This is a genomic window from Nocardia sp. CWNU-33 (assembly GCF_046764895.1).
Classification (GTDB): domain Bacteria; phylum Actinomycetota; class Actinomycetes; order Mycobacteriales; family Mycobacteriaceae; genus Nocardia.
Genome location: NZ_JBKOQN010000029.1, coordinates 59,690 through 83,954 on the forward strand (window position 1 = coordinate 59,690; position 24,265 = coordinate 83,954).

Here is a 24,265-nt window from a genome sequence, read left to right on the forward strand (position 1 = left end):
GCGCCTGTGGCAAAGACCAAGTCGATCTTCCAATGCTCGGCCTGCAGGCACGAGGTCGCCAAGTGGGTGGGCAAGTGCCCGGAGTGCGGCGCGTGGGGCACGGTGAACGAGGTAGCCGGGTCGGCGGGCGGTGCGGGCACACCCGCGGGGCGACGGGCGATGCTGCCCAGCACCGCGGCGGCGCCGATCTCGCAGATCGATTCGAAGGTGACACAGGCCAGGCCGACCGGCGTCTCGGAGCTCGATCGGGTGCTCGGCGGCGGCATCGTCCCGGGATCGGTCGTACTGCTGTCCGGCGAGCCGGGAGTCGGCAAGTCCACGCTGCTGCTCGAGGTCGCCCATCGGTGGGCGAATCAGCGCGACGAGAAGTCGTTGTATGTCACCGCGGAGGAGTCGGCCGGTCAGGTCCGGCTACGCGCCGACCGCACCGGTGCGGTGCACGAGCGGGTGTACCTCGCGGCGGAGTCGGATCTTTCGGTGGTGCTCGGGCATGTCGAGCAGGTGCGTCCTTCGCTGCTCGTCGTCGACTCGGTACAGACCATGCTCACGCCCGATGTGGACGGAACCATCGGCGGCGTCACCCAGGTGCGCGCGGTGGCCGCGGCGCTGACCTCGCTCGCCAAGGCGAGCGGGATCGCGGTGCTGCTGGTCGGGCACGTCACCAAGGACGGCAATATCGCGGGCCCGCGCACCCTGGAACACCTGGTGGATGTCGTACTGCAGTTCGAGGGCGACAAGAACTCCACGCTGCGCATGGTGCGCGGCATCAAGAACCGCTTCGGCGGCGCCGACGAGGTCGGCTGCTTCGAACTGCACGACGACGGCATCGCCTGCGTCACCGACCCGTCCGGGCTGTTTCTGCACCACCGCACCGATTCGGTGCCCGGCACCGCGGTCACCGTGGCCATGGATGGCAAACGACCGCTGGTCGCCGAGGTCCAGGGGCTCACGGTGAACACCGAGATTCCGCAGCCACGCCGAGCGGTCAGCGGCCTCGACTACAACCGGGTCGCGATGGTCCTTGCTGTACTGCAGAGCCGCGGCCGAGTCTTCCTCGGTAAACACGACGTCTACGCCGCGACGGTCGGCGGCATGCGGCTGCTGGAGCCCGCCGCCGACCTGGCCATCGCGCTGGCCATCGCCAGCGCCGAATCCGACATCGCACTGCCACCCGGCTGGGTAATTCTCGGCGAGGTCGGCCTGGCAGGCGAGGTGCGCAAGGTGACCGGAATCGCTCGCAGACTGGCCGAAGCCGAACGACTCGGCTTCACCACAGCTCTGGTGCCACCCGGATTGGAGCGGTCCAAGAGCGGCATGAAAGTCCACGAAGTCACCGACCTGAAATCGGCCATCCGCCTCGCAAGCCTCCGCAAACCCCGCAAGGCCCCCGCCGAGAAGGCGGCTGACTTCTAACCAGCACATCCACCACCCTCGCGACGTCGCCACCGCGCCCGCACTCGCTACAACACAGACTCCGAGCGGAACTCGAGCCCAGAATGAGCGGCCCGGCCCATGCCACATGCGCCCGAGGCGCATCCACCAAAGTCGCAACCATCACCACAGACGCACCCCTCGGCACGATGACACCTTCCGAGCAAAGCGAGACCCAGCACCAGCGTCCGCGGCCGTCCCACCTTTCACAACAGCCGAAGACCATCCACCGAAGTCGCAAGCTCAGTCACCGACGCCCCCACTCGGCGCGATGACACCTTCCAAGCGCAGCGACACCGAGCACCAGAGTTCGGGCCGCATCCCACCTCTACAGCCCCCTAAGCGCCTAAACCAAAGTCGCAAGCTCAACTACCAACGCCCCCACCCGGCACGATGACACCTTCCAAGCGAAGCTAGACCGAGCACCAGAGTTCAGGGCGCATCCCACCTCTACAGCCCCTGAGCGTCTACAGCCCCCTAAGCGCCTAAACCAAAGTCGCAAGCTCAACTACCAACGCCCCCACTCGGCACGATGACACCTTCCGAGCGAAGCGAGACCGAGCACTAGAGTTCGCGGCCCGTCTCGCTTCCGAGCCGTCGAAGCGCATGCGACGAAGTCGCGAGTCTCGACGGCTCGGAAGCGAGACCAAGGGGGCCGCGAACACGCAGCGCCGCAGGCGCTGCCAAAAAACACAGCTCAAGCGATGTTGAAAGGCTCTACCGAGCTACGTACCGAACCGAGTTGTGCGACAACGGCATACGCGCCCGCAGGCACCGGCACGCGGTCGCCTGCACAGTTGGGCTGTGACGTCGAGCCGGACCAGGTGACAGTGAAGGCGGCCTGTTCGCCACGGTTCAACGTCCGGACATCGGGTTGGCCATCCGGGTAGCAGTCGGTGCTCGACCACAGCCTGCGCTGGCCGTCGAGGGTGAGCACGGAAACCTGCTGCAGGCCCGAGCCGACATCGCGCGAGCACGGCGACGTCGAGATATTGGTGATCACGATGCCGAACACCGGCGTCTCACCGATTTTGTAGGTGGGCTGCTCCACCGTCACCCGCACGGCGAGCGACTGATCCGGGCACTGGCCCTGTGCCACCGGGCTGCCGCTCGGCGTCGCGGACGCACTGCCGGAGGCCTTCGGTGCACTCGATTCCGCGCTGGTCGAGGGCTTGACCGACGAGCCTTCGGCAGCCTTGGTCACCGACGACGAGCTCGCCGCCGCCTTGGCGCTGACGGGGGAATCACCGCCACGCGCGAACATCACCACCAGCCAGATCACCAGCGCGAGCGCCACGACCAGGACTCCGATGGCGAGAACGCGGCGACGCCAATAGATCTCCGGAGGCAGCGGTCCATTCGGTTCCAGCACGCCTCAACGGTAAGGGCACGATCGGGCGCAGCGACTCAGGGCTCCGGCGTGTCGGGGCGGAAAAGGCGAACGTGGCGACCGAATTCGGCCCCGCACGCTGGGGAAACGCTCCAGTGATCGATTCAGGCGAGCTCGCCGATGTTGCCGACGACACGCTGCAGCTCCACCCGACCGTCGGCCAGCTTGTAGGTCACACAGGCGATCGCGCACTCGCCGGTGGCCACCCGCTGCGAAATGATCATCGAGCGCTGCATGAGCAGCCTGCTGGTTTCCACCACGTGCCTGGCCTCCATCTCGTCGACGGTGGACAGACCCTCCCTGCGACCGATCAGAATCGACGGCGTGACCCGCTCGACCACACTGCGAATGAACCCGCCCGGCACCTCGCCGCCGTCCAGCGCGTCGATGGTGGCCTTCACTGCACCACAGCTGTCGTGTCCGAGCACCACGATGAGCGGCACGTTCAGCACCTGCACGCCGTACTCGATCGACCCCAGCACCGAACTGTCGACCACATGGCCCGCGGTGCGCACCACGAACATGTCGCCCAGGCCCTGGTCGAAGATGAGCTCGGCCGCGACGCGGGAGTCTCCGCAACCGAACAGGATTGCGGACGGGTGCTGGCCACTGACGAGCTTGGCTCGGTCCACGGCACCCTGGCTAGGATGCAGCAGACTGCCGTTGACGAAGCGCTCGTTGCCCTCGCGGAGGGATTTCCAGGCACTGATCGGGTTGGAATCAGGCATACCGACCATTGTGCACATCAGATTGGTTACCAGCGAGTTCGTTTCGTTACGGGTTGGCAAATATCGACTGGCCGAAACACACGAGGAACGGTGAGGGCGGTGCCGAAGAGCGGCGCAGCGCACAAGAGCGCGGGTGCACCGAGCAAGAGCAACTCGGCGCAAAAGAGCATCGACGCTGTGGTGTTGCTGGACTGGTATGAGCGCACCGCACGGGATCTGCCGTGGCGCCGGGCCGAGGTAACGGCGTGGCAGATTCTGATGAGCGAGATCATGTTGCAGCAGACGCCGGTGGTGCGAGTCGAGCCGATCTGGCGCGAGTGGGTGGCCCGCTGGCCGGTGCCCTCGGCGATGGCGGCCTCGTCGCAGGCCGAGGTGCTGCGCGCGTGGGGCAAGCTCGGATATCCGCGCCGCGCACTGCGGCTGCACGAATGCGCGCGGGTGCTTGCCGAGCAGTACGGCGACGAGGTGCCCACCGACGTCGACCTACTCCTCGGGCTGCCCGGGATCGGTGCGTACACCGCGCGCGCGGTGGCCTGTTTCGCCTACGGTCAGCGAGTTCCGGTGGTGGACACCAATGTTCGCCGAGTCGTGGCTCGTGCGGTATACGGCCGCGCGGAGGCGGGCAACCCGTCCTCGCGCGATCTGCCCGAGACCGAGGCGCTGCTGCCGCGGCAGATCGATCGGGCCGCGGTATTTTCCGCGGCGCTGATGGAACTCGGTGCGACGGTGTGCACCGCGCGAACCCCCGACTGCGATCGCTGCCCGCTGCCGCAGTGCGCGTGGGTGGCCTCGGGCCGGCCGGTGTCGGAGGTGGTTCGGCGCACCCAGAAGTACGAGGGCACCGACCGGCAGGCTCGGGGCAGACTGCTCGATGTACTGCGCGATGCCACCGGACCGGTGGAACGGGTGCGCCTCGACCTGGCCTGGACTCGTGACCCGGGCCAACGCGACCGCGCCTTGGATTCGCTGCTCATCGACGGACTGATCGAGCAGACCGCCGGGGGCCTGTTCGCCCTCGCGGGCGAGGGCGGGCAACCGGTCGGTTGACAGCTACTCGCCGAGGACCCGGCGCAGGAACACCTCGACCTCGGCGCGGTACCGCTCGGGCTGGTCGTCGTGCACGAGATGGCCGGAGTTCGGGATCTTCACATAGACGGCGTCCGGGTGGACGACGGCCATCTGCCGCATCTGCCCCGCCGGCGTAATGGTGAATTCGCCTTCGATCAGCAGCGCGGGCACCGTGATCGCCTTCCACTGCGCCCAGAAATCGCGGGTCCCCCACTCCTCGGAAATATCACGGAAGGTCTCGACCGAACCGTGCAGCCGATAGCCGTCCGCTCCGCGCTCGAACGAATTCAGGAAATACCGCCCAGCGACCGGACCGAAAAAGTCCAGCACCGCATCCTCGTCCGGAAACGGCGGCCACGCCTCGATCATCGCCGCCCAATCCTGAGCCGTCCGTCCGGTGAAATCCGGTGCGATGTCCTCGACAACCAGCGCACGCACCCGATCGGGATAGGCCGCAGCAAAGACCCAGCCGTGCAACCCGCCCATCGAATGCCCGATCACAACCATGGGCTCGGAGATCTGCGCGGTCGCCGCCGCCAAGTCTTCGATAAACGCCTCGGTAGTGAGTTCAGCGGGCGCTGGTCGACCGTGCCCAGCAGCATCGAACGTATAGACATGCCCGAACCCCCGCAGCCACTCCAGCTGACCACCCCAGGTGCGAGCACTGCCCATCAACCCGTGCAACAGCAGGATCGGAACCCCTGCCCCACCTTCGTCATGCAACACTCTGCTGATTTTGCAGCGCTTGTGCCGTCGCGTGTTCGCGGCCCCTCTGATGGCTTGCGCGTGATCACCGATCGATCGGCAAACGTATTGTCGAACCCATGCCAGTCGTGAAGATCAATGCAATCGAGGTTCCTGAGGGCGCGGGCCCCGAGTTGGAAAAGCGGTTCGCTCACCGCGCGCATGCGGTCGAGGGCTCGCCGGGATTTCTCGGCTTCCAATTGTTGCGCCCCGTCGCCGGAGAGAACCGGTACTTCGTTGTCACCCAGTGGGATTCGGAGGAATCCTTCGCGGCGTGGCGGGACGGGCCTGCGCGTGAGGCGCATGCGGGCGAGCGGCAGAAGCCGGTTTCCACGGGTGCGTCACTGCTGGAATTCGAGGTCGTGCTCGACGTCGCTGCGAAACCCGCTTCCTGAGGCAAGACCGGCGCACCCGGCCGGTTGACTCGCCCACCGTTGCGTCGGTAACCCGGCGGCCGTATTGACGTCGGGCACTCGCAGGTGTCACAGTTCGAGGAGATAAACGCGATGGTGACGCGGTAATTCCGGTGCAAATCCGGAGCGGTCGCGCCACTGTGTTCCATGCATCGAGGGGTCGTTTTCGAGTCCTGGTGCCGGAAAGCCAGACGCCGGCACCATCGCACCGACCACTCGACGGGACGCGCATCCCTAGGAGGATTCGAATGGCCATCGCGCATTCACCGAGCCGGGCAACCGATTCACTCGCCACACTACTCATCGCTGTGGGCGTCGTTCTTCTCGCACTCCTCACGCTGTACCTGGTCGGTTTCGACCAGGGGGCCATCTCGCGTAGCGGGATGTTCATGCACGAGTTGATGCACGACGGACGTCACCTGCTCGGTGTTCCATGCCACTGAATTCACCTACTTCGCCGACTCTGTCGGCTGCCGTCCCACTGCTCGGTTCGCTCAAAACCCTGCTGTTACGTGGCCTGCTGGCCGGCCTCATCGCCGGCCTGCTGGCCGGTACGGTGGGCTACTTCGTCGGCGAGCCCAAGGTGGACGCTGCCATTGCCATCGAGGAGGCCAATTCCGCTACGGAAGCGGCGCATGCCGAGTCGACCGCAGGGCATTCGCACGGCGACGAGGAAGAACCGCTGGTCAGCCGGAGCGGACAGAAGGCGGGTCAATTCCTCGCGCTCGGCCTCGCTGGAATGGCGTTCGGCGCCATCTTCGCTGCGGCGGCGCATTTCGCGCGTCGGTACACCACACTGTCGGGCCCCAAGCTCGCGATCGGCCTGGCTGTCGGCGGCTGGGCGGCGATCGTGGCCGTGCCGTTCTTCAAGTACCCCGCGAACCCGCCCGCGGTGGGTGATCCGGAAACGATCAACGACCGCACCTGGCTGTGGGTGGCGGCGGTGCTGCTCGGCCTCGCGGCCGTCGGCATCGGCGTGTTCGTCTACAAAGCCCTTGCGGCACAGCTCGAGACGTTCCGGCTGATCGTCGGTGTCGGGGCCTTCGTGCTGATCGCGGCGGTCGGCTACATCCTGCTGCCCGGCGTGAACGAGGTGAAGGCCGACTTCCCCGCGACCCTGCTGTGGCAGTTCCGGGCGGCCTCGCTGGCCGAATCGGCCACGTTGTGGGCGTGCCTCGGCTTGGGCTTCGCGGCACTCACCGAATTCGCCGCGCGCCCTAGCACTCCGGTACGAGAGCAGGTCGCTACCGCGGGCTGATCCGCGCTTCGGAAGGTCGAAGGCAGTGTTGGTCTCATGACCGGCACTGCCTTTTCCGTTTGGCCAGCACCTTTGCGCGCCGAACATCCTGTGCGCCCACCGCGCGCTGTTCCGGTGGCATTCACCGGCCTCGTCGCCGCACTGCTCTGCGGCGTCGGCGAGGCCCTGACCTATGTCGCGGTGCAGCTCGACAGCCCCAGCGCCGATGTGGGTTCTCTCACCACCGGCCTAGCAGTGCGGGGCATCATCTACCTCGTGGTTCTCGGCGTCGCCATCCGGATGGCGCACGGCGCCCGTTGGGCCCGCATCGTTCTGACCATCGGCATCGGGATAGTCGGACTCGCCTCGCTGATCATCGAGCCAGCGGCCGCCACGTTGTCCGCCAAAGAAATCGGCGATCTCTTCGACAATCTCAGCCCATCGGCGGTGATCACCGGGATCTTCCGGACCGGACACATTCTCGCCGTCCTGATCGCGATCCCCGCGATGTACCACCCCACCGCCCGCCGCTACTTTCGCACGACCCGGGCGTCCTGATAAACCACTCGGTTCCTCGCACCTCGGACCGCTGTCGGAGCAGGTGCGAGGAAACCGGGAAATCACCCTGCTTACGCGAGCGCGGCGTCCAGCGTGATGTTGTCGACGCCTGCCAGCGCCTTGCTGACCGGGCAGCCCGCCTTTGCGGCGGCGGCCGCAGCGGCGAAACCGTCGGCATCGAGGCCGGCGACCCTGCCGCGGACGGTCAACTTGATGCCGCTGATGCGGAATCCGCCGTCCGGGTCAGGGCCGAGGGTGACGTCGGCGGTGACATCCAGGCTCTCCGGGGTGCCGCCCGCATTGGCGATCTGCGCCGAGAGGGCCATCGCGAAGCATGAGGAGTGTGCCGCCGCGATCAGTTCCTCCGGGCTGGTGGTGCCGTCGGCATCGTCGGCGGCACGCTTGGGAAACGACACGTCGTACTTGCCAACGCCGGAGCTGGCCAGCTCGACCTGTCCCGAACCCTCCTGCAGAGAGCCGGTCCAAGCAGTGCGCGCGGTACGTGTGGGCATCACGGTCCTTTCGATGTTGTTACGTGAAACACACCGAACTTACCGGTCCCGCCTCTCCGCGTCTTCAGGGCTCATCCGCCTCCCCGCGAATCCAGGCCAGACTCAGGTGCCGCGAGGATGGCGTTGGCGCCCGGGGGTGCGGCGGGCTGCTCTGTTGGCCCGTGCCCGGTGAGTTACCCATGTGCTTACGAGATCAGTTGTCACCTGGGGCGAAGAGATCACAAGAAACTAGTCCGGGTTGGTGACGCGGGCGAGGACGATGCCGCCGAGGATCAGGGATAGGGACAGGAGTCTGCCTGCGCTGAGCGGGTCCTTGTTGACGATGATGCCGAGGCCGATCGCGCCGACGGCGCCGATGCCGGTGAAGATCGCGTAGGCGGTGCCGACGGGGAGGGTCTGCATGGCTCGGGACAGTAGGTAGACCGCTACGGCTCCCAGGATGAAGCAGACGACGGTGGGGACGAGGCGGGTGAAGTTCTCGGTGGGTTTGATGCTCTGCGACCAGATGATCTCCACCACGCCGGCCACGCCGAGGACGATCCAGTTCATCAGTACTGCTTCGCGAGGTTGCGGGCGGTGTCGATGGCGGCGGCGTAGGACGCGTCGTGCTCGCCGCGCTTTGTCGCCAGAAGTGGGTCCTGACGGGAGTTGGCCAGTTCGGCGTTGACGAAGACGGTGTCGTGCACCGCAAAGTGGCCTGCGAAGAAGTCGCGCAGATAGCGCTCCTGGTAGTCGAATGCAGCCTTGGGAGCGCCCGGCGAGTAGGCGCCGCCGCGGGCGGTGGCTACGACGAAACGCCGGTGTCCCAATGACATTCGCGGAAAGGTCACCTGATCGAGCCACGCCTTGAGCGAGGCGGGGATCGAGTAGTTGTACATCGGGGTGCCGATCAGGATCACATCGGCGGCCAGTAGCTCTGCCAGCAGCGGGGCGACGATCGCCCAAGCTTCGGCCTGAGCCGGGGTGCGGACCAGTTCCGGGAGCCGATCCAGGTCGGTGCTGCCGAGGGCGAGCACCGCATCGCACAACTCGGTCCATGCCTCGCCGATGAACGGCACCGGATCAGCCGCCAGATCCCGGTACCGATAACCGCCTTCGGGGTTCTCGGCGCGCCAGGCATCGGCGAACGCGGCGCTCACCTCGCGGCTGATCGAGTGACGGCGGGCGCTCGCGTCGAGGTGCAGCAGTGTGCTCATTGTCAGGCCTCCAACTAACTGGACATAATGTCCGCTTCGTGTCGAGAATGAGGCTAGCGCTAAATGGACATCTTGTCCACTTATCTTCGAATCGACTACAGTCGGAGACATGGACCCCCGATTCGACCTGCTCACCGGCGTTTCGTCGAGTGCGACACCGCCGGAAGCGATCGCGCCTGCGCCTACCGAGCGCACCGACGCGGCACGCAATCGCGCCAAGGTCCTCGCCGCCGCCGCCGAACTGTTCGCCACCCGCGATCCGCGCACCGTGACGATGGATGACATCGCCAAGGCGGCAGGCGTCGGCCGCGGCACGCTCTATCGCCGGTATCCGGACAAGAATTCGATCGCCGTCGCGCTATTGGACGAGCACGAGCGCGCGCTGCAGGAGAAGTTGCTGCGCGGCGCTGCGCCGCTCGGGCCGGGCGCGCCGCCGGACGAGCGGCTCGCGGCCTTTTACACGGCCATGGTCGAATTGCTCGAAGCACATGCGCATTTGGTGCTCGGTGCCGAGAGTGGTGGGGCGCGATTCCGCACCGGTGCATACGGGTTCTGGTATCTGCATGTGCGGTCGCTGCTTGTCGCCGGGGGCGTCGCAGATCCCGACGCACTGGTTGATCCGCTGCTCGCGCCATTGGCCGCCGAGGTTTTTCAGCATCAACGTGAACGCGGCTCGAGCGCGGCGCACATTGCCGAGGCGCTGAGCAGGCTGGCTCATTTCGTCATCGGCTCGGCCACGAGTTGATCGGAATTCCGCACCACTCGGCCCGGCAAGCGGGAACATGCCGAAACCGCTGACGAACTGTTGTCCGCCAACGGTTTCGAGGTATTCCGAATTCCGCCGACAATCAGACCATGTCTCGCCGGTGCACCAATAACAATGTGCCCGTAACGAACACGACCATATAGCCGGCGAGCGCGATCAATGACTCGGTTCGCGACAGAATATCGAGCACACCCGGCGTTGCCGGGCCCTGCACCGTGCGCATCGCACCGGCCATCGATCCCGCCGCCGTGCCGGGCAGATGATCGGTGATCACCTTGATCGGCTCGAATATTCCGGCGACACCGCGCAGCAGATTCTCTACAACCAGCACCCACACCAGACCCAGACCTACCGCAAGCGCAGGACCACGGGCGATTGCGCCGATCAGCGCACCTGCCAGCGTCCACATTCCGAGAATTGCTGTCCCGGTGATGATTCCGTTCGCCGCCGGACCGAAACCGGGCAGCGCGAGCGACTGTGACTGCGAGAGCGCGATGATCGACGCGACACCGATATCCGCCGCGAAAGCGACGCAGACCAGCGCCACAACCACGAATGCCAGACTCACCACCGCACCGCCGAGCGAGGTGATCCGCGACGGTGCCTGGGTGAACGCTGTCTTCCAGGTGCCCCAGCCATATCCGCTGCCGATGCTCAGGGCACCGAGGATGAGCATCAACGCGCCGCCGAACATGGCCATGCCCTGCGTGAAGACTTCCGGGACGGCCGCGGGCAACATTTGCTGCAGCAGTACCTCTTTGGGCTGCCCGTTCGACATACGCGACGATTCGCCCGAGCTGTAGGCGAGGTAGTTGAACAGGTACGAAAACGTAAGATTCAAGAGAATCCAGGTGCCGAGAATGATCCAGAATGCAGGCCACTTCCGCAGCCGGAGCAGCTCAGCGCCGGTGCTCGCCAGCAGATCTTTCCTTGCCTGCCCATTCATTTCGCCGCCTCCAGCTGGGTCATTTCGAAGAAGACTTCTTCGAGGGACTTTTCATCGATTCGAAGTTCCAGCAGATCCGCGCCTGCCTCGATCACCGCGCGGGCGACGGCGGGAGCAGTCTCGGCACCGGATTCGATCCGAATGCCGCCCGCCGTCAACAGCGCTGAACGATCACCGACCACCTGTCGTACCGCGGGGAAGGCCAATTCGAGCGGCTCGGCGCGCAGCAAGAGTGAAGAGGCGCCACGCAATTCGGCCACAGTGGATTCCACGAGCAGGTTGCCGCCGGAGATGACGCCGACGCGGTCGCAGATCTCCTGCACCTCGCTGAGCATGTGACTCGACAGCAGCACCGTGTGCCCGTCACCGGCGAGAGTGGTGATCAGCTCCCGCATTTCGGCCATGCCCTGCGGGTCGAGGCCGTTCGTCGGTTCGTCGAGGATCAACAGATCGGGATGGCCGAGCAGGGCCGCGCCGACGCCGAGGCGCTGCTTCATACCAAGGGAATAGGTGCGAAACTTGTCGTCGGCGCGGCCCGCGAGTCCGACCCGGTCGAGCGCCTCCTCGACAGCGGCACGGTCCAGGCCCCGGTATTTCGCGAGCACCCGCAGGTTGTCGCGGCCGGACAGGTAGGGATAGAAGCCGGGGCCCTCGATCAGGACACCGATGCGGCGGACCACCGCCGGGTCACCCGGCGTATGGCCGAGCACGGTCGCGGTGCCGCTGCTCGGGCGGATCAGGCCGACCAGCATGCGCAACGTGGTCGTCTTGCCCGCACCGTTCGGGCCGAGGAATCCGTAGATCTCACCGGCCCCGACACTCATGCTCACGCGGTCGACGGCGGTGTGGGCGCCGTAGCGTTTGGTCAGCCCTGCGGTGACCACGATGGAATCTGTCATGCCCCGAGAATCCGCCCCCGACCAGGTCCGCCACATCCGCCGCGCGGCGCAGGCCGACGTACGTATCCAGGCCTACGTCCACGACGTACCCGGCAAATACGCAGCGCGGCGGACGCTGAGCGCGCAGCGGCCTAATAGGCTGCAGGGGTGACAGCGCCAGGGGAATCGAAACGTGGCCCGGTCGTTCGGGACTGGGGCCTCGCGTTCGTCGTCGGGGTGATCCAGCTTGCCGGTGGGCGCAATGCGAACATGCGCCAAACCGGCGTGCACTCGCTGGACGTGCTGGGCTACGCGCTGTTGCTCGTCGGACCCATCGCCCTGCTCCTGCGCCGATCACAGCCGCTGCCCGTGCTACTTGTGACGATCGCGTCCTGTGCGGTGTATCTGCTGCGCGGCTACGGCTACGGCCCGATCTTCATTTCGCTGGTGATCGCCTTTATTTCCGCGGCAGTCATCGGGTCGCGGTGGTGGACTTATCCGCTCGTGCCGATCGGCTATCTCGCACTGGTCTGGCCACTGCCGGCGCTGATCGGGCACCCCGCCGACCCGTGGCTGGCTTTCGGGATGATCGCCTGGCTCAGCGTGCTGATTTCGATCGCCGAGGGCATCAGGCAACGACAGGCGGTGCTGGTGGCGCGCAGGCAGCGGGCCGAAGCCGCCCGCCGCGACGAGCAGGCGCAGCGGCAGCGGCGGGCCAGCGAGGAGCGGCTCGCTATCGCACGCGAGCTGCACGATGTGCTGGCCCACAGCCTTTCGCTGATCAATGTGCAGTCATCGGTGGCGCTGGAACTGTTCGACAAGAAACCGCAGCAGGCGGAGTCGGCGCTGGCCGCGATCAAGACCGCGAGCAAGGACGCACTGGCCGAGGTGCACACGTTGTTGCACGCGATTCGCACCGGTGCGACGGCCGCCGAGGCCCAGGCCGAGCCCCCGCTCGAGCGGACCGACGGCACCACACGCGGCTCCACCGCAGGCCGCGATTCGAAACGCGCGCAACGTTATTCGACCGACCCGGACAGCAGGCAGTCCGAATCACAACCGCCGCCACTTCGCCCCATTCCAGCGCCACGGGCGCCCGCGCCGAGCATCGAGGATCTGGACACCCTCCTGCAGCGGGCCCGCACCGCCGGACTGATCGTCGACACCCGGATCATCGGCACCGCGCACGGGCTGCCGAGCGTCATCGACGTGGCAGCGGCCAGGATCATCCAGGAATCACTCACCAACGTGGCACGGCACGCGCCGGGCGCTGCGGCGACGGTGACCGTGCGCTACACCGCGGACTCGGTCGACATCACCGTCGACAACACCCGCCCCACCGGCACCCCATCCAGGTCCGGATCCAGCGGGGGCAACGGCGTCATCGGCATGCGGGAGCGGGCGCACGCGCTCGGCGGCGCACTCACCGCAGGCCCACGGCCGAGCGGCGGATTCCGGGTCGCGGCCCGGCTACCCGCCAGCGTGCCGACCGAGGACGCAGACAACCCCAGTGGCTCCACCGCTCAGGAGGTGTGATGACAGACCATCGCGCAACCGAGGCGCCGATCCGGGTGTTGGTCGTCGACGATCAGGCGCTGGTGCGCGGCGGTTTCGTCGCACTGCTCGATGCCCAGGACGGCATCGAGGTGATCGGTGAGGCCGACAACGGTGAACAGGCCGTGCGGATGACCCGCGGGCTCGCCCCCGACGTGGTGCTGATGGACATCAGGATGCCGATCCTCGACGGACTGGCCGCCACCAGAATGATCGCTGAGGACCCGAAGCTCGCCGAGGTGAAGGTGGTCGTGCTGACCACCTTCGAGCTCGACGAGTACGTCTTCGAGGCAATGCGCGCGGGTGCGACGGGTTTCCTGGTCAAACACACCGAACCGGCCGACCTCGTGCGCGCCGTCCGGGTGGTCGCCGCGGGTGACGCACTGTTGTCCCCCGGTGTCACCCGCCGCCTGATCGCCGAATTCTCCGCACACGCAAAACAACCGCCGCCTGCGGCCTTCACCGAACTCACCGACCGCGAGCGCGAGGTGATGACCCTCGTTGCCGAGGGTCTCACCAACGCCGAGATCGGCGAGCGCCTCTTCATGAGCCCGGCCACGGCCCGCACGCACGTGAGCCGAATCCTGATGAAGCTCGACGCCCGCGACCGCACCCAGCTCGTCGTCATGGCCTACGAATCCGGTTTGGTCCGCCCCGGTTGGCAATAGCGGGCAACACCGCGGTCACCGCCTCGCAGCGGCTCGCATTCTGCCGCGGCAAACATCGGGTATTTCGGCACCGATGCGCTGTCGGACGGGCATTTTCGTACGCGTCCAGACGTAGGGCAGGTAGCGCCGCGCGGCCGATGCCCCCGTAGGGGTGTGCGGCGCAGGCTTTCGGTATGAATATTTTCACCCAACCCGAAACCCTGACCTTCCTGGCCGATCACTACGACAACGGCTGGCATCCATGGCCGTTTTTCTGGATCTTCCCGCTGCTGTTCTGGGTCGCCTTCCTGGTCGTCGTCTTCGTCGTCCGCCGTCGATTCATCGGACAGCAGAGCGGGATCGGCGCATTGCGCACCGCGTTCGCGCGCGGCGAGATCACCGAGGATCAGTACCGCAGCAGGCTGGCCGTGCTGCGTGAGCCGAAGCGCCCCGCCAAGAGCTGATCCTGCACCGAATCACGGGAGACCCCACCATGAGCATGAATTTCGGCATTGTCCTCAGCCCGCGCTCGGGAACCGACTGGGTGCGCGCCGTCCAGGGCGCTGAGCAACAGGGCTATCGGACGATCCTGATGCCGGACACCCTCAACACCCCGTCGCCCTTCCCGGCGCTCGCGGCCGCGGCCGCGGTGACCACCACGGTGCGGCTGCGCCCCAATGTGATTGCCGCACCCCTGCGCACCACTGCCACCACCGTGCGGGAAACCGCAGCGCTGCAACTGCTTTCCGACGGGCGGTTCGAGCTCGGCATCGGGTCGGGGCGTCCGGAGGCCCGCTCGGATGCCGACCGGCTCGGCATGCCGTGGGGCTCGGCAAGCGAGCGGCGCGGCATCCTCGCCGCAACGGTCGCCGCGGTGCGCGCACAGGTCGACCCGACCCCGCCGATCGTCGTCGCGGCCAATGGCCCGCGAATGCTCGCCGCCGCAGCTGAATTCGCCGACCGCATCCTGCTGGCAGCCAGCCCGCAGGCCACCGAGGAACAGCTGGCCGAGATGGTGCGCGTGGTGCGCGACAACACCGATCGCGACATTCGCTTCACCCACCAATTGGTCGGCATCGGCGACCGGCTCCCATATTGGCTCGGCACACACCTCGGCCTCACCGCCGACGAACTGCGGGCCGACGGGGCAGCGGGTGTGCTGGATTCCGATCCGGCCGCGATCGTCGATGTGCTCGAATCCCGAAGGGAGAAATACGGAATCGACGAACTGGTCGTCCCCGGCGACCTTGCCCGCGACTTCGCACCGATGCTGACCAGCTTCGCGCAGTAACACGAAAAAGGCCTTCCCCCACTGGAAACCAGTGAGGGAAGGCCTTTTCGATGCGGCTGGAGCTTATTCGCCCGAAGCAGCTGCCTCGGTGGCGCCTTCGCCTGCGGCGGTCAGCACGACTTCCGGCTTCTCTTCGGTCGCGGGCTCCTTGGTCAGCGTCGCCTTGCCGGTGAAGGTGAACTTGGCGTCCTCGCCCGAGCCTTCGCCGTCCCAGCCCTCGACGTCGACCACAATGGTCTGTCCTGGGCCGATCTCGCCGAAGAGGATCTTCTCCGAGAGCTGATCCTCGATCTCGCGCTGGATGGTCCTGCGCAGCGGCCGGGCGCCGAGCACGGGATCGAAACCACGCTTGGCCAGCAGCGCCTTGCCCTGCGGGGCCAGCTCGATCGCCATGTCCTTGTTCTTCAGCTGCACGGCGACGCGGCCGATCATCAGGTCCACCATCTGCACGATCTGTTCGGTCGTGAGCTGGTGGAAGACGATGACGTCGTCGATGCGGTTGAGGAACTCGGGGCGGAAGTGCTTCTTCAGCTCGTCGTTGACCTTGAGCTTCATCCGCTCGTAGTTCGATCCCTCGGCGTTGCTCTGGGTGAAGCCCAGACCGACGGCCTTGGAGATGTCCGAGGTGCCCAGGTTCGAGGTGAAGATCAGCACGGTGTTCTTGAAGTCGACCGTGCGACCCTGGCCGTCGGTGAGACGACCGTCCTCCAGGACCTGCAACAGGGTGTTGTAGATCTCCTGGTGTGCCTTTTCGATCTCGTCGAACAGCACCACGGAGAACGGCTTGCGGCGCACCTTCTCGGTGAGCTGGCCGCCCTCTTCGTAGCCGACGTACCCGGGAGGGGCACCGAAGAGCCGCGATGCGGTGAAGCGGTCGTGGAACTCGCCCATGTCGATCTGAATGAGCGCGTCATCGTCGCCGAACAGGAAGTTCGCCAGCGACTTGGCCAATTCGGTCTTACCGACACCGGACGGACCGGCGAAGATGAACGAACCGGACGGACGCTTCGGGTCCTTCAGGCCGGCGCGCGTGCGGCGGATCGCCTTGGAGACGGCCTTGACGGCATCTTCCTGGCCGATGATCCGCTTGTGCAGCTCGTCCTCCATGCGGAGCAGACGGGTGGTCTCCTCCTCAGTGAGCTTGAAGACGGGGATGCCGGTCCAGTTGGCGAGCACCTCCGCGATCTGCTCGTCGTCGACCTCGGCAACCACGTCGAGATCACCGGAGCGCCACTGCTTTTCGCGCTCGGCACGCTTGGCGACCAGCTGCTTTTCCTTGTCGCGCAGGCGCGCCGCCTTCTCGAAGTCCTGCGCATCGATGGCGCTTTCCTTCTCCCGGCGCGCATCGGCGATCTTGTCGTCGAATTCACGCAGGTCCGGCGGAGCGGTCATGCGACGGATGCGCATGCGCGCACCGGCCTCGTCGATCAGGTCGATCGCCTTGTCCGGCAGGAACCGGTCGTTGATGTAGCGGTCGGCCAGCGTTGCGGCGGCGACGAGCGCACCGTCGGTGATGGACACCCGGTGATGCGCCTCGTAGCGGTCACGCAGACCCTTGAGGATGTTGATGGTGTGCTCGACCGTTGGCTCGCCGACCTGCACCGGCTGGAACCGGCGCTCGAGTGCGGCGTCCTTCTCGATGTACTTGCGGTACTCGTCGAGGGTGGTCGCACCGATGGTCTGCAGCTCGCCACGGGCCAGCTTCGGCTTCAGGATCGAGGCCGCGTCGATCGCGCCCTCGGCGGCGCCCGCACCGACGAGCGTGTGCAACTCGTCGATGAACAGGATGATGTCGCCGCGGGTGTTGATCTCCTTGAGCACCTTCTTCAGGCGCTCTTCGAAATCACCGCGGTAGCGGCTACCCGCGACCAGGGAACCCAGGTCGAGGGTGTAGAGCTGCTTGTCTTTGAGGGTCTCGGGGACCTCGCCGTTGACGATGGCCTGCGCCAGGCCCTCGACGACAGCGGTCTTACCGACACCGGGCTCGCCGATCAGCACGGGGTTGTTCTTGGTGCGGCGGCTCAGCACCTGCATCACACGCTCGATTTCCTTCGAGCGGCCGATGACCGGGTCGAGCTTGCCTTCGAGCGCGGCCTGGGTCAGGTTGCGACCGAACTGGTCGAGCACCAGCGAAGTGGACGGAGTGCCCGCCTCGCCGCGAGAACCGGATTCGACCGGCTCCTTGCCCTGGTATCCCGACAGCAGCTGGATGACCTGCTGGCGCACGCGGTTGAGATCCGCACCCAGCTTGACCAGCACCTGCGCCGCGACGCCCTCACCCTCACGGATCAGGCCGAGCAGAATGTGCTCGGTGCCGATGTAGTTGTGGCCGAGCTGCAGCGCCTCGCGCAGACTCAGCTCCAGCACCTTCTTGGCACGCGGGGTGAACGGGATGTGACCGGACGGAGCCTGCTGGCCCTGACCGATGATCTCCTCCACCTGGCTGCGCACACCCTCCAGCGAAATACCGAGGGACTCCAGCGACTTCGCTGCGACACCCTCGCCCTCGTGGATCAACCCAAGCAGGATGTGCTCGGTGCCGATGTAGTTGTGGTTGAGCATCCGGGCCTCTTCTTGGGCCAGGACAACGACACGCCTCGCGCGGTCGGTGAACCTCTCGAACATCGCTCCCTCACTCTCCTGCTTCGACGTCTATGGCGTCCGACGCTTCAGTGTTCGACTGTGGCGCCAGCCTGCCATGAAGCCCGGGGGTTGCGGCCCCCGCCTCTACTCTAGTTGGCAGGGGTTCCCGCCGCCTCCAGTCCACCCTATTGCGGACCAGCGGCGGCACGGTCATTCACTCATAACGTGAACGTTGCGGGATTCGTTTCCACCGAGGTTTTGCCCTCAGCGAACATGGACCCGACCCGGCCCCGGCTCGCCGTATGCGCGCTACCCCGTGAACGGGGGAACAAACTCGCACCCGACGTCCCGCGGGTGGGAAGGGTCGAGTGCGTTGAGCACGTAACGTGCCGCACGTGGGCTGCCCGCGATCGCCAGATGGTCGGAGTAGTCCAGCGCGCACCCGTCCTGAACAACAATGTTAGTTGCGTTCGACCCCGGGACGAACCCCGAGGTGTACGGGACGACGATTTCGTCGTATGCGGTGACGATATTGGTATAGGTGATGGTCGGCGCGTAGATGCCATCGCTGTTGAGTTGGGTCAGGAAGGGCGAACCCTGGAGAAGTTGCACACAGGCCCGACACAGCGAACCCACCGTCGCCTCGAATGCGGGGCCGAGCCCGAGCCGGTCGGCGTACGCGGCGATCTCGACGGCGCCGCCAGCATTGGTACCGCGCCATGCCGGTGCGATCGAGACGTACTTGTCGATCTTGTCGGCGCCACCCAATCGCTTCGCGTAGTAGTTCGGCACCACCGTGCCCTGGGAATGCCCGACCACATCGACTCGGCTCGCACCGGTGGCCGCGAGGACGCGATCGACGAACGCCCCGAACTGTGCCGCACCCTGCTCCATCGGAAGCATCCCGCCGACGGCTGAGAGGGGCCAGGGCAGCCCGTAAGCGCCGTAGGTCAACGAGTAGACGCAGTAGCCCTCATTGGCCAGCAGCGGCACATACACGCCCCAATTCGTCTGCGCGCCACCACCGGTGCCGTGGGCGAGTACGACCGGGTTCGGATGCTCGGCGCTCGGGCGGCACGACCAGTCGTTGGAGCCCGGCAGCGAGCCACCGTGGTCGATCAGTTCGGCGGGGATGCCGGAGAAGAAGTTGTAGTCGACCGCATAACGCTCCGCATGCGCGGAACTCGCCGCGCTGATCCACAGCGCGGCGAGCACGGTTGCGATGAATGCGGCGCCTGGAGCCCGTCGCATGAAGCCTCCCAGATTGGAACGTGTTCCAGGAAGCTACCGTGCACTCGGCCCCGGCAGGGGCGAAACCGCGGACTATCAGGCCTGGCGGTAAGCCGGTGCGCCGAATTGTGCGGAGTACTGGTTGTGCGCCTGCGGCGCGGAGAACTGCCCGGGCACCTGCGGCTGTGTACCCTGCTGCGGCGCCTGCTGGGCGACGAATCGGCCCGGCGCCGAACCCACCGACGCACCGGCCACGGCGGCGGTGCTGCGAGCGTGCTGCATACCCGCGACGAACAGCGCGCCGATCAGCACGAGGAAGGCCAGGGTGTGGAACACGGCGCGCACGATATTCCAACGGACCCATGCGGATTCGAAGTCGGCGCGAACCTGGGCCAGATCGACGATCGATGCGGGGTCACCCGCGGCGGCGAGCTGATCGTTCAGCGGGACGTTCATTCCGGAGGTCACCGCGAAGGCGATGATGTTGAGCACCAAGGCCACTGCGATCCAGATCAGCGTGGTGCGATGCTCCTTGCCCAAGTGCAGTGCTGCCGCCAGGACAGAGAAGGCGACGGTGCCCATGAACCCGATCATGAACACCGGGTTGATGATCACCACATTGATCTTCTGCATCACGTCGATCATGGCGTGGTCGTCGGTGCGATTCAGGGCGGGCATCACCGAGTTCGCGTAGGCGTAGAACAGCCCGGCAATCAGGCCGGTGGTGAGCGTGGCCGCCACTAGTGCTGCGATCCGAAAGGCGGTCATGGTTTTTCTCCTACCGTGGAACTGTCGGAGCCCTTGTCGCTCCGCGTCATGACTCTTAGTCAACAGCCTCCGAGCACGACCCTCCATGGCTGAGACGCTCGGCCGACTACGCGATCGTCTACGCCCGTCGCAGCCCGCACCATGGGACGGAAGGACGGCTCACAGATCCCGGTCGGAAATGAGACCGCTCTGCATGGCGAGGCCTGCGAGGCGAACTCTTTTGAGGTTCTGCGGGAGACTTTCCACGCCGAACTTGGCGAACAGCGCACGCAAATGTGTCTTGATCGCATCGACGCTGAGGAACAGTTCGTCGGCGATCTGCTGATTGGAGGCGGGGGTGGCGAAGCCCGCCCCGTTCTTGTACGGACGGCACAGTGCGATCAGCACCGCGCGCTGCGTCTCGGTGAGTGAGCGCAATGTCGGTATCGAGCCGGTCGAGGTCCTGGTGGCCTCATCGGCCACGCCACCGAAATCATGGAATGACACCAGCGAGGTGCCGACCCGAATTCGATCGCCCGCCATCAGCCGGCGCCTGCCGACCAACCGCTCGCCGTTGATGAAGGTGCCGTTGCGGGACAGGCCGTCGTCGACGATGGTCCAATGCGCACCGAGATACTCGACGGCCGCGTGCAGGCGGGAGACCTCGGCGTCCCACGGCAACGCCAAATCGGCCTGCGGGGAACGGCCGATGGTGATGCGCTGCTGGTCCGCGGTGAGCATCAGCTCCTGCTGACGTCCCTCGTCATCAGTGAACCGCAACAATGATCCGACGAATGCAGTCACTGCCCCGATACCCCATCTCTCCATACCGTCGGTGACATCGTCTGCACAGTTTCCATGGTGCCGTGTCCCGGTTCGGCGAGCAAGATCGCGGCGGCCCGGCGCGGCAGCGTCACCGCGTGCGGCCTTCTTGCCATATCGAAGACCTATCAAAAAAAGTAGCTGCCGCCCGGGCGTCGCACGATTTGCCCGGGCGGCAGCCCGAAATAGAGAAACTCAGGCCTTCGCAGCCTTGTTGTACGCATCGGTGATGTCGGCGGAGATTCGACCCCGCGCGGACACCTTGTGGCCATTACGGCGCGCCCACTCGCGAATTGCAGCACTTTGTTCACGATCGATCGAGACCCGGCTCTTCGGGCTTCCAGCCGCCGCGACCGCAGCCTTGACGCGACGTCGGCCGCTCACGCGCCGAGCACTCGAAACCCACTCTTCCAGCCCGTCGCGCAGCTTCGACGCATTTGCCGACGACAGGTCGATCTCGTACGAAACACCGTCGATCGCAAACTCGATGGTCTCGTCCGCGATGGACTCACCGTCGACATCGTCGATCAGGCTAACGGTGACCTTCTTTGCCATGAGATGAACGTCCTCTCGAAATCGTGCGACCCGCATACTAGGCCGATTACCCGAGGCAAGAATACCCCGAATTTCGAAAATTCCAAGACGGGGAGCTGCGGTATGGAATCCGATGCTCAGCGAGTGACTGGACGCACAATTGGGAACAGTATCGTTTCGCGGATTCCCAATCCCGTGAGTGCCATCAACAACCGATCGATTCCCATACCTGTACCCGTTGTCGGAGGCATGCCGTGCTCCATCGCGGCAAGGAAGTCCTCGTCGAGGAGCATGGCCTCGTCATCACCCTGCGCGGCCAGCCGCGCTTGGTCGACGAACCGCTCGCGCTGGATCACCGGATCGACCAACTCCGAATAGCCCGTTGCCAACTCGAAGCCGCGCACATAGAGGTCCCACTTCTCGGTAACTCCAGGATTGCTCCGATGCTGTCTGGTGAGCGGCGAGGTCTCCACCGGGAAGTCGCGCACGAATGTGGGGGCGTACAACTTGTCGCCGTACTGGTGTTCCCACAGTTCTTCTACAAGTTTGCCGTGGCCATAGCCCTTGTCTTCCGGAATTTCCAGACCGACCCGATCGGCAAGTGCGCGCAATTCCGAAACCGACGTTTCCGGAGTGACCGAGACACCCAGTGCATCAGACAGCGAGGGGTACATCTCTACTGTTGTCCACTCACCGCGCAGATCATATTCGGTGCCGTCCGCGAGAGTCACCACCTGCGTGCCGAACACCTCCTGCGCAACTTCCTGCACCAATTCTCGGGTCATGCGCTGTGCATCGTCGTAGGTGCCGTATGCCTGGTATGTTTCCAGCATCGCGAACTCCGGCGAATGCGTAGAGTCCGAACCCTCGTTACGGAAGTTCCTGTTGATCTCGAAGACGTGCTCCAGGCCGCCGACCACACACCTCTTGAGGAACAGTTCCGGCGCAATTCGCAGGTAGAGGTCCATATCGAGGGCATTCGAACGAGTAACGAACGGCCTGGCCGCCGCACCGCCGTGCAGTGTCTGCAGCATCGGAGTCTCGACCTCGAGGAATCCGCGACGCTCCAAGGCATTGCGCATCGCACGCACGACCGCGACCCTGGTCCTGGCCATTTCCCTGGCCTCGGGGCGCACGATCAGATCGACATAACGCTGCCGAACCCGGGACTCCTCGTTCATCTCCTTGTGCGCGACCGGCAGCGGCCGCAGCGACTTGGCAGCCATGGACCAGGAATCGGCCATAACGCTCAATTCGCCGGTCCGCGACGAGATGACCTCACCGTGCACGAAAACGAAGTCACCGAGGTCCACATCGGACTTCCACGCCGCGAGCGCATCGGCGCCGACACCGTTCAGGCTGATCATCGCCTGCAGTTTGGTGCCGTCACCCTCCTGCAGTGTCGCGAAACATAGCTTGCCGGTATTACGCATGAATATGACGCGGCCCGCTACACCGGCCTGCAGGCCGGTCTGCGTGTCCGCCGCCAGATCCGGATAGGCCGACCGAATTTCGGCGAGGGTATGCGTGCGGGGCACGACGACCGGATATGCCTCACCACCGTCGGCGAGCAGGCGCTCACGCTTCTCCCTGCGAATCCGTATCTGCTCCGGCGCGTCATCTACTTCGGGCGCGGTTGGGCTTGATTGCTCCGCAGGAACCGAACCCGCAGAGCGACCGGACGAGGGCGTGTTCGGGGTGCTCACATCCAACAACACTAGCGGGCACCGGAAATCGTTTTGCGAGCCGCCCGTGCACTACTGCAGAGTAACGAGCCGGCAGCGGTTCCCGCGCGCGACCGCGACCGGTTTTTCGCAGGCCGAGATCACCCGCGAGACCAGGTCGTACACGAAACCCACTGTGCCACGGACTATTTCAAGATAGAACTAAATCGTCGGCAATTACAGCGAGGCGAGCGCATCCACCGCACGTGCGAAGTGCGGCGCCTGGATTCCGATGGTGAGCAGGCTCGCCGCCTTCATCGCCTGGTAGCCGCCGATCACATCGGTCGCCCGATGCAGTCCGAGTTGCTGCAACGCGGCGGCGGCGAGACTGGAGGTATAGCCCTCCGAGCAGACGATGATCCATTCCACATCGTGATCGGCGGCCAGTGCCAAACGCGCGGAACTGGTGGGGTCCAATCGCCATTCCAGGACATTGCGCTCGATCACAAGGGCGCCGGGCAGCGAGCCTTCACGGCCGCGCTGGGCCTGGGGACGGATGTCCACCAGAATCGCGCCCCGTGCGAGCGCCTCCGGCAATTCGAACGCATAGATCCGGTTCAGCTGGGCCCGCGCGTTGTCCAGCATCTGATCGATGGTCAAACGGGTCATTACATATCGCCTTCGGGCTGGTCGGTGAGGACGGTTCGGGTGCGCCGCAGGGTGCCGTGGCCGGTGACCTCGTAATAGGACATGGCGGTGAGCGGCGGCGAATAGGCATGCACGCTGAGCGTCGGATCGAGTGGGCCGACGGACTCGGCGGTGTTGTCGGTAACCGGACGTGGGCCGGCAGACGCACGCATGACGTCGTGCACCCAGCCGATCGGGAACGAGGCCTGATCACCCGCGGTGAGCGTGCGGCGCCGCAATTCCTTTCCGTTCCAACGGTATTCGCACAGAGCGCCACTCAGTACGGTCAAGGCGCCGAGCGATCCGGCATGATCGTGCAATTCGGTGGATTTGCCGGGGGTCCAGCTGATCAGCCAGACATCGACCTCGTCGTCGGCGAGCAGCCTGGTCGCCCAGCGTTCCTCGGCAGGCCACACCCCCTCGGCCGGGAGCAGATGGTCGTAGCGGCCGCTGAGCACGTCCTCGGCGCCCTCGTCGGTCAGCCGGAGCAGATCGGCGGGACGCAGGCGGGTCGGCAGTGCGGGTGCGACAGCACGATCCAGCGGTGGGGTAGCCGAAAGGGCGTCCCGTGCGGAAGAAAGGGAAAGAACAGAAGAACGCATGAGCGAATCTCCAGGAAGTGTATCGACGGTCGAGGGA

The 24,265-nt window shown here is 65.6% G+C and carries 28 protein-coding genes and 1 riboswitch; of the genes, 12 read left to right on the forward strand and 16 right to left on the reverse strand.

Annotated elements, in window-relative coordinates:
• Positions 1–6: 6 nt before the first annotated feature.
• Positions 7–1,413, forward strand: coding sequence for a DNA repair protein RadA (gene radA, locus ACLMAL_RS30020; protein ID WP_412002153.1), 1,407 nt, complete (start codon positions 7–9; stop codon positions 1,411–1,413).
• Between the two features lie 715 nt (positions 1,414–2,128).
• Here the strand turns inward: radA and ACLMAL_RS30025 are convergent.
• Both ACLMAL_RS30025 and ACLMAL_RS30030 read right to left on the reverse strand, forming a co-directional pair.
• Positions 2,129–2,803: a hypothetical protein gene (locus ACLMAL_RS30025; protein WP_328408552.1), complete on the reverse strand. Its 675-nt coding sequence runs from the start codon at positions 2,801–2,803 to the stop codon at positions 2,129–2,131.
• A 122-nt stretch (positions 2,804–2,925) separates the two neighbouring features.
• The gene (locus ACLMAL_RS30030; protein WP_328408551.1) at positions 2,926–3,549 is read right to left on the reverse strand and encodes a carbonic anhydrase; all 624 of its coding nucleotides are present in this window, start codon (positions 3,547–3,549) and stop codon (positions 2,926–2,928) included.
• A gap of 168 nt (positions 3,550–3,717) precedes the next feature.
• On the opposite strand from ACLMAL_RS30030, the gene ACLMAL_RS30035 reads away from it, so the two are divergent.
• Complete coding sequence (locus ACLMAL_RS30035; protein WP_412002177.1) at positions 3,718–4,596, forward strand: A/G-specific adenine glycosylase; 879 nt, start codon at positions 3,718–3,720, stop codon at positions 4,594–4,596.
• Between the two features lie 3 nt (positions 4,597–4,599).
• Here ACLMAL_RS30035 and ACLMAL_RS30040 read toward each other — a convergent pair whose 3' ends face one another.
• Positions 4,600–5,343, reverse strand: coding sequence for an alpha/beta hydrolase (locus ACLMAL_RS30040; RefSeq protein ID WP_328408549.1), 744 nt, complete (start codon positions 5,341–5,343; stop codon positions 4,600–4,602).
• A gap of 98 nt (positions 5,344–5,441) precedes the next feature.
• On the opposite strand from ACLMAL_RS30040, the gene mhuD reads away from it, so the two are divergent.
• The 4 genes from mhuD (at position 5,442) to ACLMAL_RS30060 (ending at position 7,569) form a co-directional block, all read left to right on the forward strand.
• Complete coding sequence (gene mhuD / locus ACLMAL_RS30045) at positions 5,442–5,756, forward strand: mycobilin-forming heme oxygenase MhuD (RefSeq protein WP_328408547.1); 315 nt, start codon at positions 5,442–5,444, stop codon at positions 5,754–5,756.
• 67 nt (positions 5,757–5,823) lie between these two features.
• Positions 5,824–5,992, forward strand: a riboswitch (cobalamin riboswitch).
• A gap of 30 nt (positions 5,993–6,022) precedes the next feature.
• The gene (locus tag ACLMAL_RS30050) at positions 6,023–6,217 is read left to right on the forward strand and encodes a CbtB domain-containing protein (RefSeq protein ID WP_328408545.1); all 195 of its coding nucleotides are present in this window, start codon (positions 6,023–6,025) and stop codon (positions 6,215–6,217) included.
• Positions 6,208–7,032 (forward strand): CbtA family protein, encoded by an 825-nt coding sequence (locus ACLMAL_RS30055; protein WP_412002154.1) that lies wholly within the window; start codon positions 6,208–6,210, stop codon positions 7,030–7,032. Before ACLMAL_RS30050 ends, ACLMAL_RS30055 begins: the two co-directional genes overlap by 10 nt.
• Before the next feature lie 114 nt (positions 7,033–7,146).
• On the forward strand, positions 7,147–7,569 hold the full coding sequence (locus tag ACLMAL_RS30060; RefSeq protein ID WP_412002155.1) for a hypothetical protein: 423 nt from the start codon (positions 7,147–7,149) through the stop codon (positions 7,567–7,569).
• Positions 7,570–7,640: 71 nt separating this feature from the next.
• On the opposite strand, the gene ACLMAL_RS30065 is transcribed toward ACLMAL_RS30060, so the two are convergent.
• From ACLMAL_RS30065 to ACLMAL_RS30075, 3 genes are all read right to left on the reverse strand, one after another.
• Positions 7,641–8,081 carry an OsmC family peroxiredoxin gene (locus ACLMAL_RS30065; protein WP_379069053.1) on the reverse strand — a complete coding sequence of 147 codons (441 nt, stop codon included), beginning with the start codon at positions 8,079–8,081 and terminating at the stop codon, positions 7,641–7,643.
• Between the two features lie 228 nt (positions 8,082–8,309).
• Entirely contained in the window at positions 8,310–8,630 is a 321-nt protein-coding gene (locus ACLMAL_RS30070) for a DMT family transporter (protein WP_412002156.1), read from the reverse strand.
• Positions 8,630–9,277 carry an FMN-dependent NADH-azoreductase gene (locus ACLMAL_RS30075; protein ID WP_328408531.1) on the reverse strand — a complete coding sequence of 216 codons (648 nt, stop codon included), beginning with the start codon at positions 9,275–9,277 and terminating at the stop codon, positions 8,630–8,632. Before ACLMAL_RS30075 ends, ACLMAL_RS30070 begins: the two co-directional genes overlap by 1 nt.
• A 109-nt stretch (positions 9,278–9,386) precedes the next feature.
• Between ACLMAL_RS30075 and ACLMAL_RS30080 the strand changes: the two genes are divergently transcribed.
• Positions 9,387–10,022, forward strand: a complete 636-nt coding sequence (locus tag ACLMAL_RS30080) for a TetR/AcrR family transcriptional regulator (RefSeq protein ID WP_412002157.1) — start codon at positions 9,387–9,389, stop codon at positions 10,020–10,022.
• A 103-nt stretch (positions 10,023–10,125) separates the two neighbouring features.
• Here the strand turns inward: ACLMAL_RS30080 and ACLMAL_RS30085 are convergent, their stop codons facing one another.
• A complete protein-coding gene (locus ACLMAL_RS30085) occupies positions 10,126–10,989 on the reverse strand; it encodes an ABC transporter permease (protein WP_412002158.1) in 864 nt (287 codons plus the stop codon).
• Positions 10,986–11,888 (reverse strand): ABC transporter ATP-binding protein, encoded by a 903-nt coding sequence (locus tag ACLMAL_RS30090; RefSeq protein ID WP_412002159.1) that lies wholly within the window; start codon positions 11,886–11,888, stop codon positions 10,986–10,988. The genes ACLMAL_RS30085 and ACLMAL_RS30090 overlap by 4 nt, the downstream gene beginning before the upstream one ends.
• Here ACLMAL_RS30090 and ACLMAL_RS30095 point away from each other — a divergent pair.
• From ACLMAL_RS30095 to ACLMAL_RS30115, 5 genes are all read left to right on the forward strand, one after another.
• Positions 11,887–12,039, forward strand: a complete 153-nt coding sequence (locus tag ACLMAL_RS30095) for a hypothetical protein (protein ID WP_412002160.1) — start codon at positions 11,887–11,889, stop codon at positions 12,037–12,039. The two genes, ACLMAL_RS30090 and ACLMAL_RS30095, sit on opposite strands and share 2 nt — an antisense overlap.
• Positions 12,036–13,403: a histidine kinase gene (locus ACLMAL_RS30100; protein WP_412002161.1), complete on the forward strand. Its 1,368-nt coding sequence runs from the start codon at positions 12,036–12,038 to the stop codon at positions 13,401–13,403. The genes ACLMAL_RS30095 and ACLMAL_RS30100 overlap by 4 nt, the downstream gene beginning before the upstream one ends.
• Positions 13,403–14,089 carry a response regulator gene (locus ACLMAL_RS30105; RefSeq protein ID WP_412002162.1) on the forward strand — a complete coding sequence of 229 codons (687 nt, stop codon included), beginning with the start codon at positions 13,403–13,405 and terminating at the stop codon, positions 14,087–14,089. The genes ACLMAL_RS30100 and ACLMAL_RS30105 overlap by 1 nt, the downstream gene beginning before the upstream one ends.
• 173 nt (positions 14,090–14,262) lie before the next feature.
• Positions 14,263–14,532 (forward strand): hypothetical protein, encoded by a 270-nt coding sequence (locus ACLMAL_RS30110; protein WP_412002163.1) that lies wholly within the window; start codon positions 14,263–14,265, stop codon positions 14,530–14,532.
• 29 nt (positions 14,533–14,561) lie between these two features.
• The gene (locus ACLMAL_RS30115) at positions 14,562–15,359 is read left to right on the forward strand and encodes an LLM class flavin-dependent oxidoreductase (protein WP_412002164.1); all 798 of its coding nucleotides are present in this window, start codon (positions 14,562–14,564) and stop codon (positions 15,357–15,359) included.
• Between the two features lie 63 nt (positions 15,360–15,422).
• Here ACLMAL_RS30115 and ACLMAL_RS30120 read toward each other — a convergent pair whose 3' ends face one another.
• The 8 genes from ACLMAL_RS30120 to ACLMAL_RS30155 all read right to left on the reverse strand — a co-directional run bounded on the left by ACLMAL_RS30120 (position 15,423) and on the right by ACLMAL_RS30155 (position 24,228).
• Complete coding sequence (locus ACLMAL_RS30120) at positions 15,423–17,984, reverse strand: ATP-dependent Clp protease ATP-binding subunit (RefSeq protein ID WP_412002165.1); 2,562 nt, start codon at positions 17,982–17,984, stop codon at positions 15,423–15,425.
• 267 nt (positions 17,985–18,251) lie between these two features.
• Positions 18,252–19,193, reverse strand: coding sequence for an esterase/lipase family protein (locus ACLMAL_RS30125; protein ID WP_412002166.1), 942 nt, complete (start codon positions 19,191–19,193; stop codon positions 18,252–18,254).
• A 75-nt stretch (positions 19,194–19,268) separates the two neighbouring features.
• Positions 19,269–19,940 (reverse strand): DUF1772 domain-containing protein, encoded by a 672-nt coding sequence (locus ACLMAL_RS30130; protein WP_412002167.1) that lies wholly within the window; start codon positions 19,938–19,940, stop codon positions 19,269–19,271.
• A gap of 159 nt (positions 19,941–20,099) precedes the next feature.
• Complete coding sequence (locus ACLMAL_RS30135; protein ID WP_379069093.1) at positions 20,100–20,723, reverse strand: FHA domain-containing protein; 624 nt, start codon at positions 20,721–20,723, stop codon at positions 20,100–20,102.
• Between the two features lie 213 nt (positions 20,724–20,936).
• Complete coding sequence (locus tag ACLMAL_RS30140) at positions 20,937–21,296, reverse strand: histone-like nucleoid-structuring protein Lsr2 (protein ID WP_328408507.1); 360 nt, start codon at positions 21,294–21,296, stop codon at positions 20,937–20,939.
• Positions 21,297–21,412: 116 nt separating this feature from the next.
• On the reverse strand, positions 21,413–22,879 hold the full coding sequence (gene lysS, locus ACLMAL_RS30145) for a lysine--tRNA ligase (RefSeq protein ID WP_328412665.1): 1,467 nt from the start codon (positions 22,877–22,879) through the stop codon (positions 21,413–21,415).
• 297 nt (positions 22,880–23,176) lie between these two features.
• The gene (locus ACLMAL_RS30150; protein ID WP_328412663.1) at positions 23,177–23,599 is read right to left on the reverse strand and encodes a rhodanese-like domain-containing protein; all 423 of its coding nucleotides are present in this window, start codon (positions 23,597–23,599) and stop codon (positions 23,177–23,179) included.
• A gap of 8 nt (positions 23,600–23,607) precedes the next feature.
• Positions 23,608–24,228, reverse strand: a complete 621-nt coding sequence (locus tag ACLMAL_RS30155; protein WP_412002168.1) for a cysteine dioxygenase — start codon at positions 24,226–24,228, stop codon at positions 23,608–23,610.
• Positions 24,229–24,265 lie beyond the last annotated feature (37 nt).

Coding starts and splice junctions, on each gene's coding strand:
- ACLMAL_RS30050 (WP_328408545.1), top strand. CDS start 6,023: ATGGCCATCGCGCATTCACCGAGCCGGGCAACCGATTCACTCGCCACA.
- ACLMAL_RS30080 (WP_412002157.1), top strand. CDS start 9,387: ATGGACCCCCGATTCGACCTGCTCACCGGCGTTTCGTCGAGTGCGACA.
- ACLMAL_RS30070 (WP_412002156.1), bottom strand. CDS start 8,630: ATGAACTGGATCGTCCTCGGCGTGGCCGGCGTGGTGGAGATCATCTGG.
- ACLMAL_RS30095 (WP_412002160.1), top strand. CDS start 11,887: ATGCCCCGAGAATCCGCCCCCGACCAGGTCCGCCACATCCGCCGCGCG.
- ACLMAL_RS30075 (WP_328408531.1), bottom strand. CDS start 9,277: ATGAGCACACTGCTGCACCTCGACGCGAGCGCCCGCCGTCACTCGATC.
- ACLMAL_RS30065 (WP_379069053.1), bottom strand. CDS start 8,081: ATGCCCACACGTACCGCGCGCACTGCTTGGACCGGCTCTCTGCAGGAG.
- ACLMAL_RS30130 (WP_412002167.1), bottom strand. CDS start 19,940: ATGACCGCCTTTCGGATCGCAGCACTAGTGGCGGCCACGCTCACCACC.
- ACLMAL_RS30140 (WP_328408507.1), bottom strand. CDS start 21,296: ATGGCAAAGAAGGTCACCGTTAGCCTGATCGACGATGTCGACGGTGAG.
- ACLMAL_RS30110 (WP_412002163.1), top strand. CDS start 14,263: ATGAATATTTTCACCCAACCCGAAACCCTGACCTTCCTGGCCGATCAC.
- ACLMAL_RS30155 (WP_412002168.1), bottom strand. CDS start 24,228: ATGCGTTCTTCTGTTCTTTCCCTTTCTTCCGCACGGGACGCCCTTTCG.
- ACLMAL_RS30115 (WP_412002164.1), top strand. CDS start 14,562: ATGAGCATGAATTTCGGCATTGTCCTCAGCCCGCGCTCGGGAACCGAC.
- mhuD (WP_328408547.1), top strand. CDS start 5,442: ATGCCAGTCGTGAAGATCAATGCAATCGAGGTTCCTGAGGGCGCGGGC.
- ACLMAL_RS30105 (WP_412002162.1), top strand. CDS start 13,403: ATGACAGACCATCGCGCAACCGAGGCGCCGATCCGGGTGTTGGTCGTC.
- ACLMAL_RS30030 (WP_328408551.1), bottom strand. CDS start 3,549: ATGCCTGATTCCAACCCGATCAGTGCCTGGAAATCCCTCCGCGAGGGC.
- ACLMAL_RS30120 (WP_412002165.1), bottom strand. CDS start 17,984: ATGTTCGAGAGGTTCACCGACCGCGCGAGGCGTGTCGTTGTCCTGGCC.
- ACLMAL_RS30090 (WP_412002159.1), bottom strand. CDS start 11,888: ATGACAGATTCCATCGTGGTCACCGCAGGGCTGACCAAACGCTACGGC.
- ACLMAL_RS30085 (WP_412002158.1), bottom strand. CDS start 10,989: ATGAATGGGCAGGCAAGGAAAGATCTGCTGGCGAGCACCGGCGCTGAG.
- ACLMAL_RS30125 (WP_412002166.1), bottom strand. CDS start 19,193: ATGCGACGGGCTCCAGGCGCCGCATTCATCGCAACCGTGCTCGCCGCG.
- ACLMAL_RS30055 (WP_412002154.1), top strand. CDS start 6,208: ATGCCACTGAATTCACCTACTTCGCCGACTCTGTCGGCTGCCGTCCCA.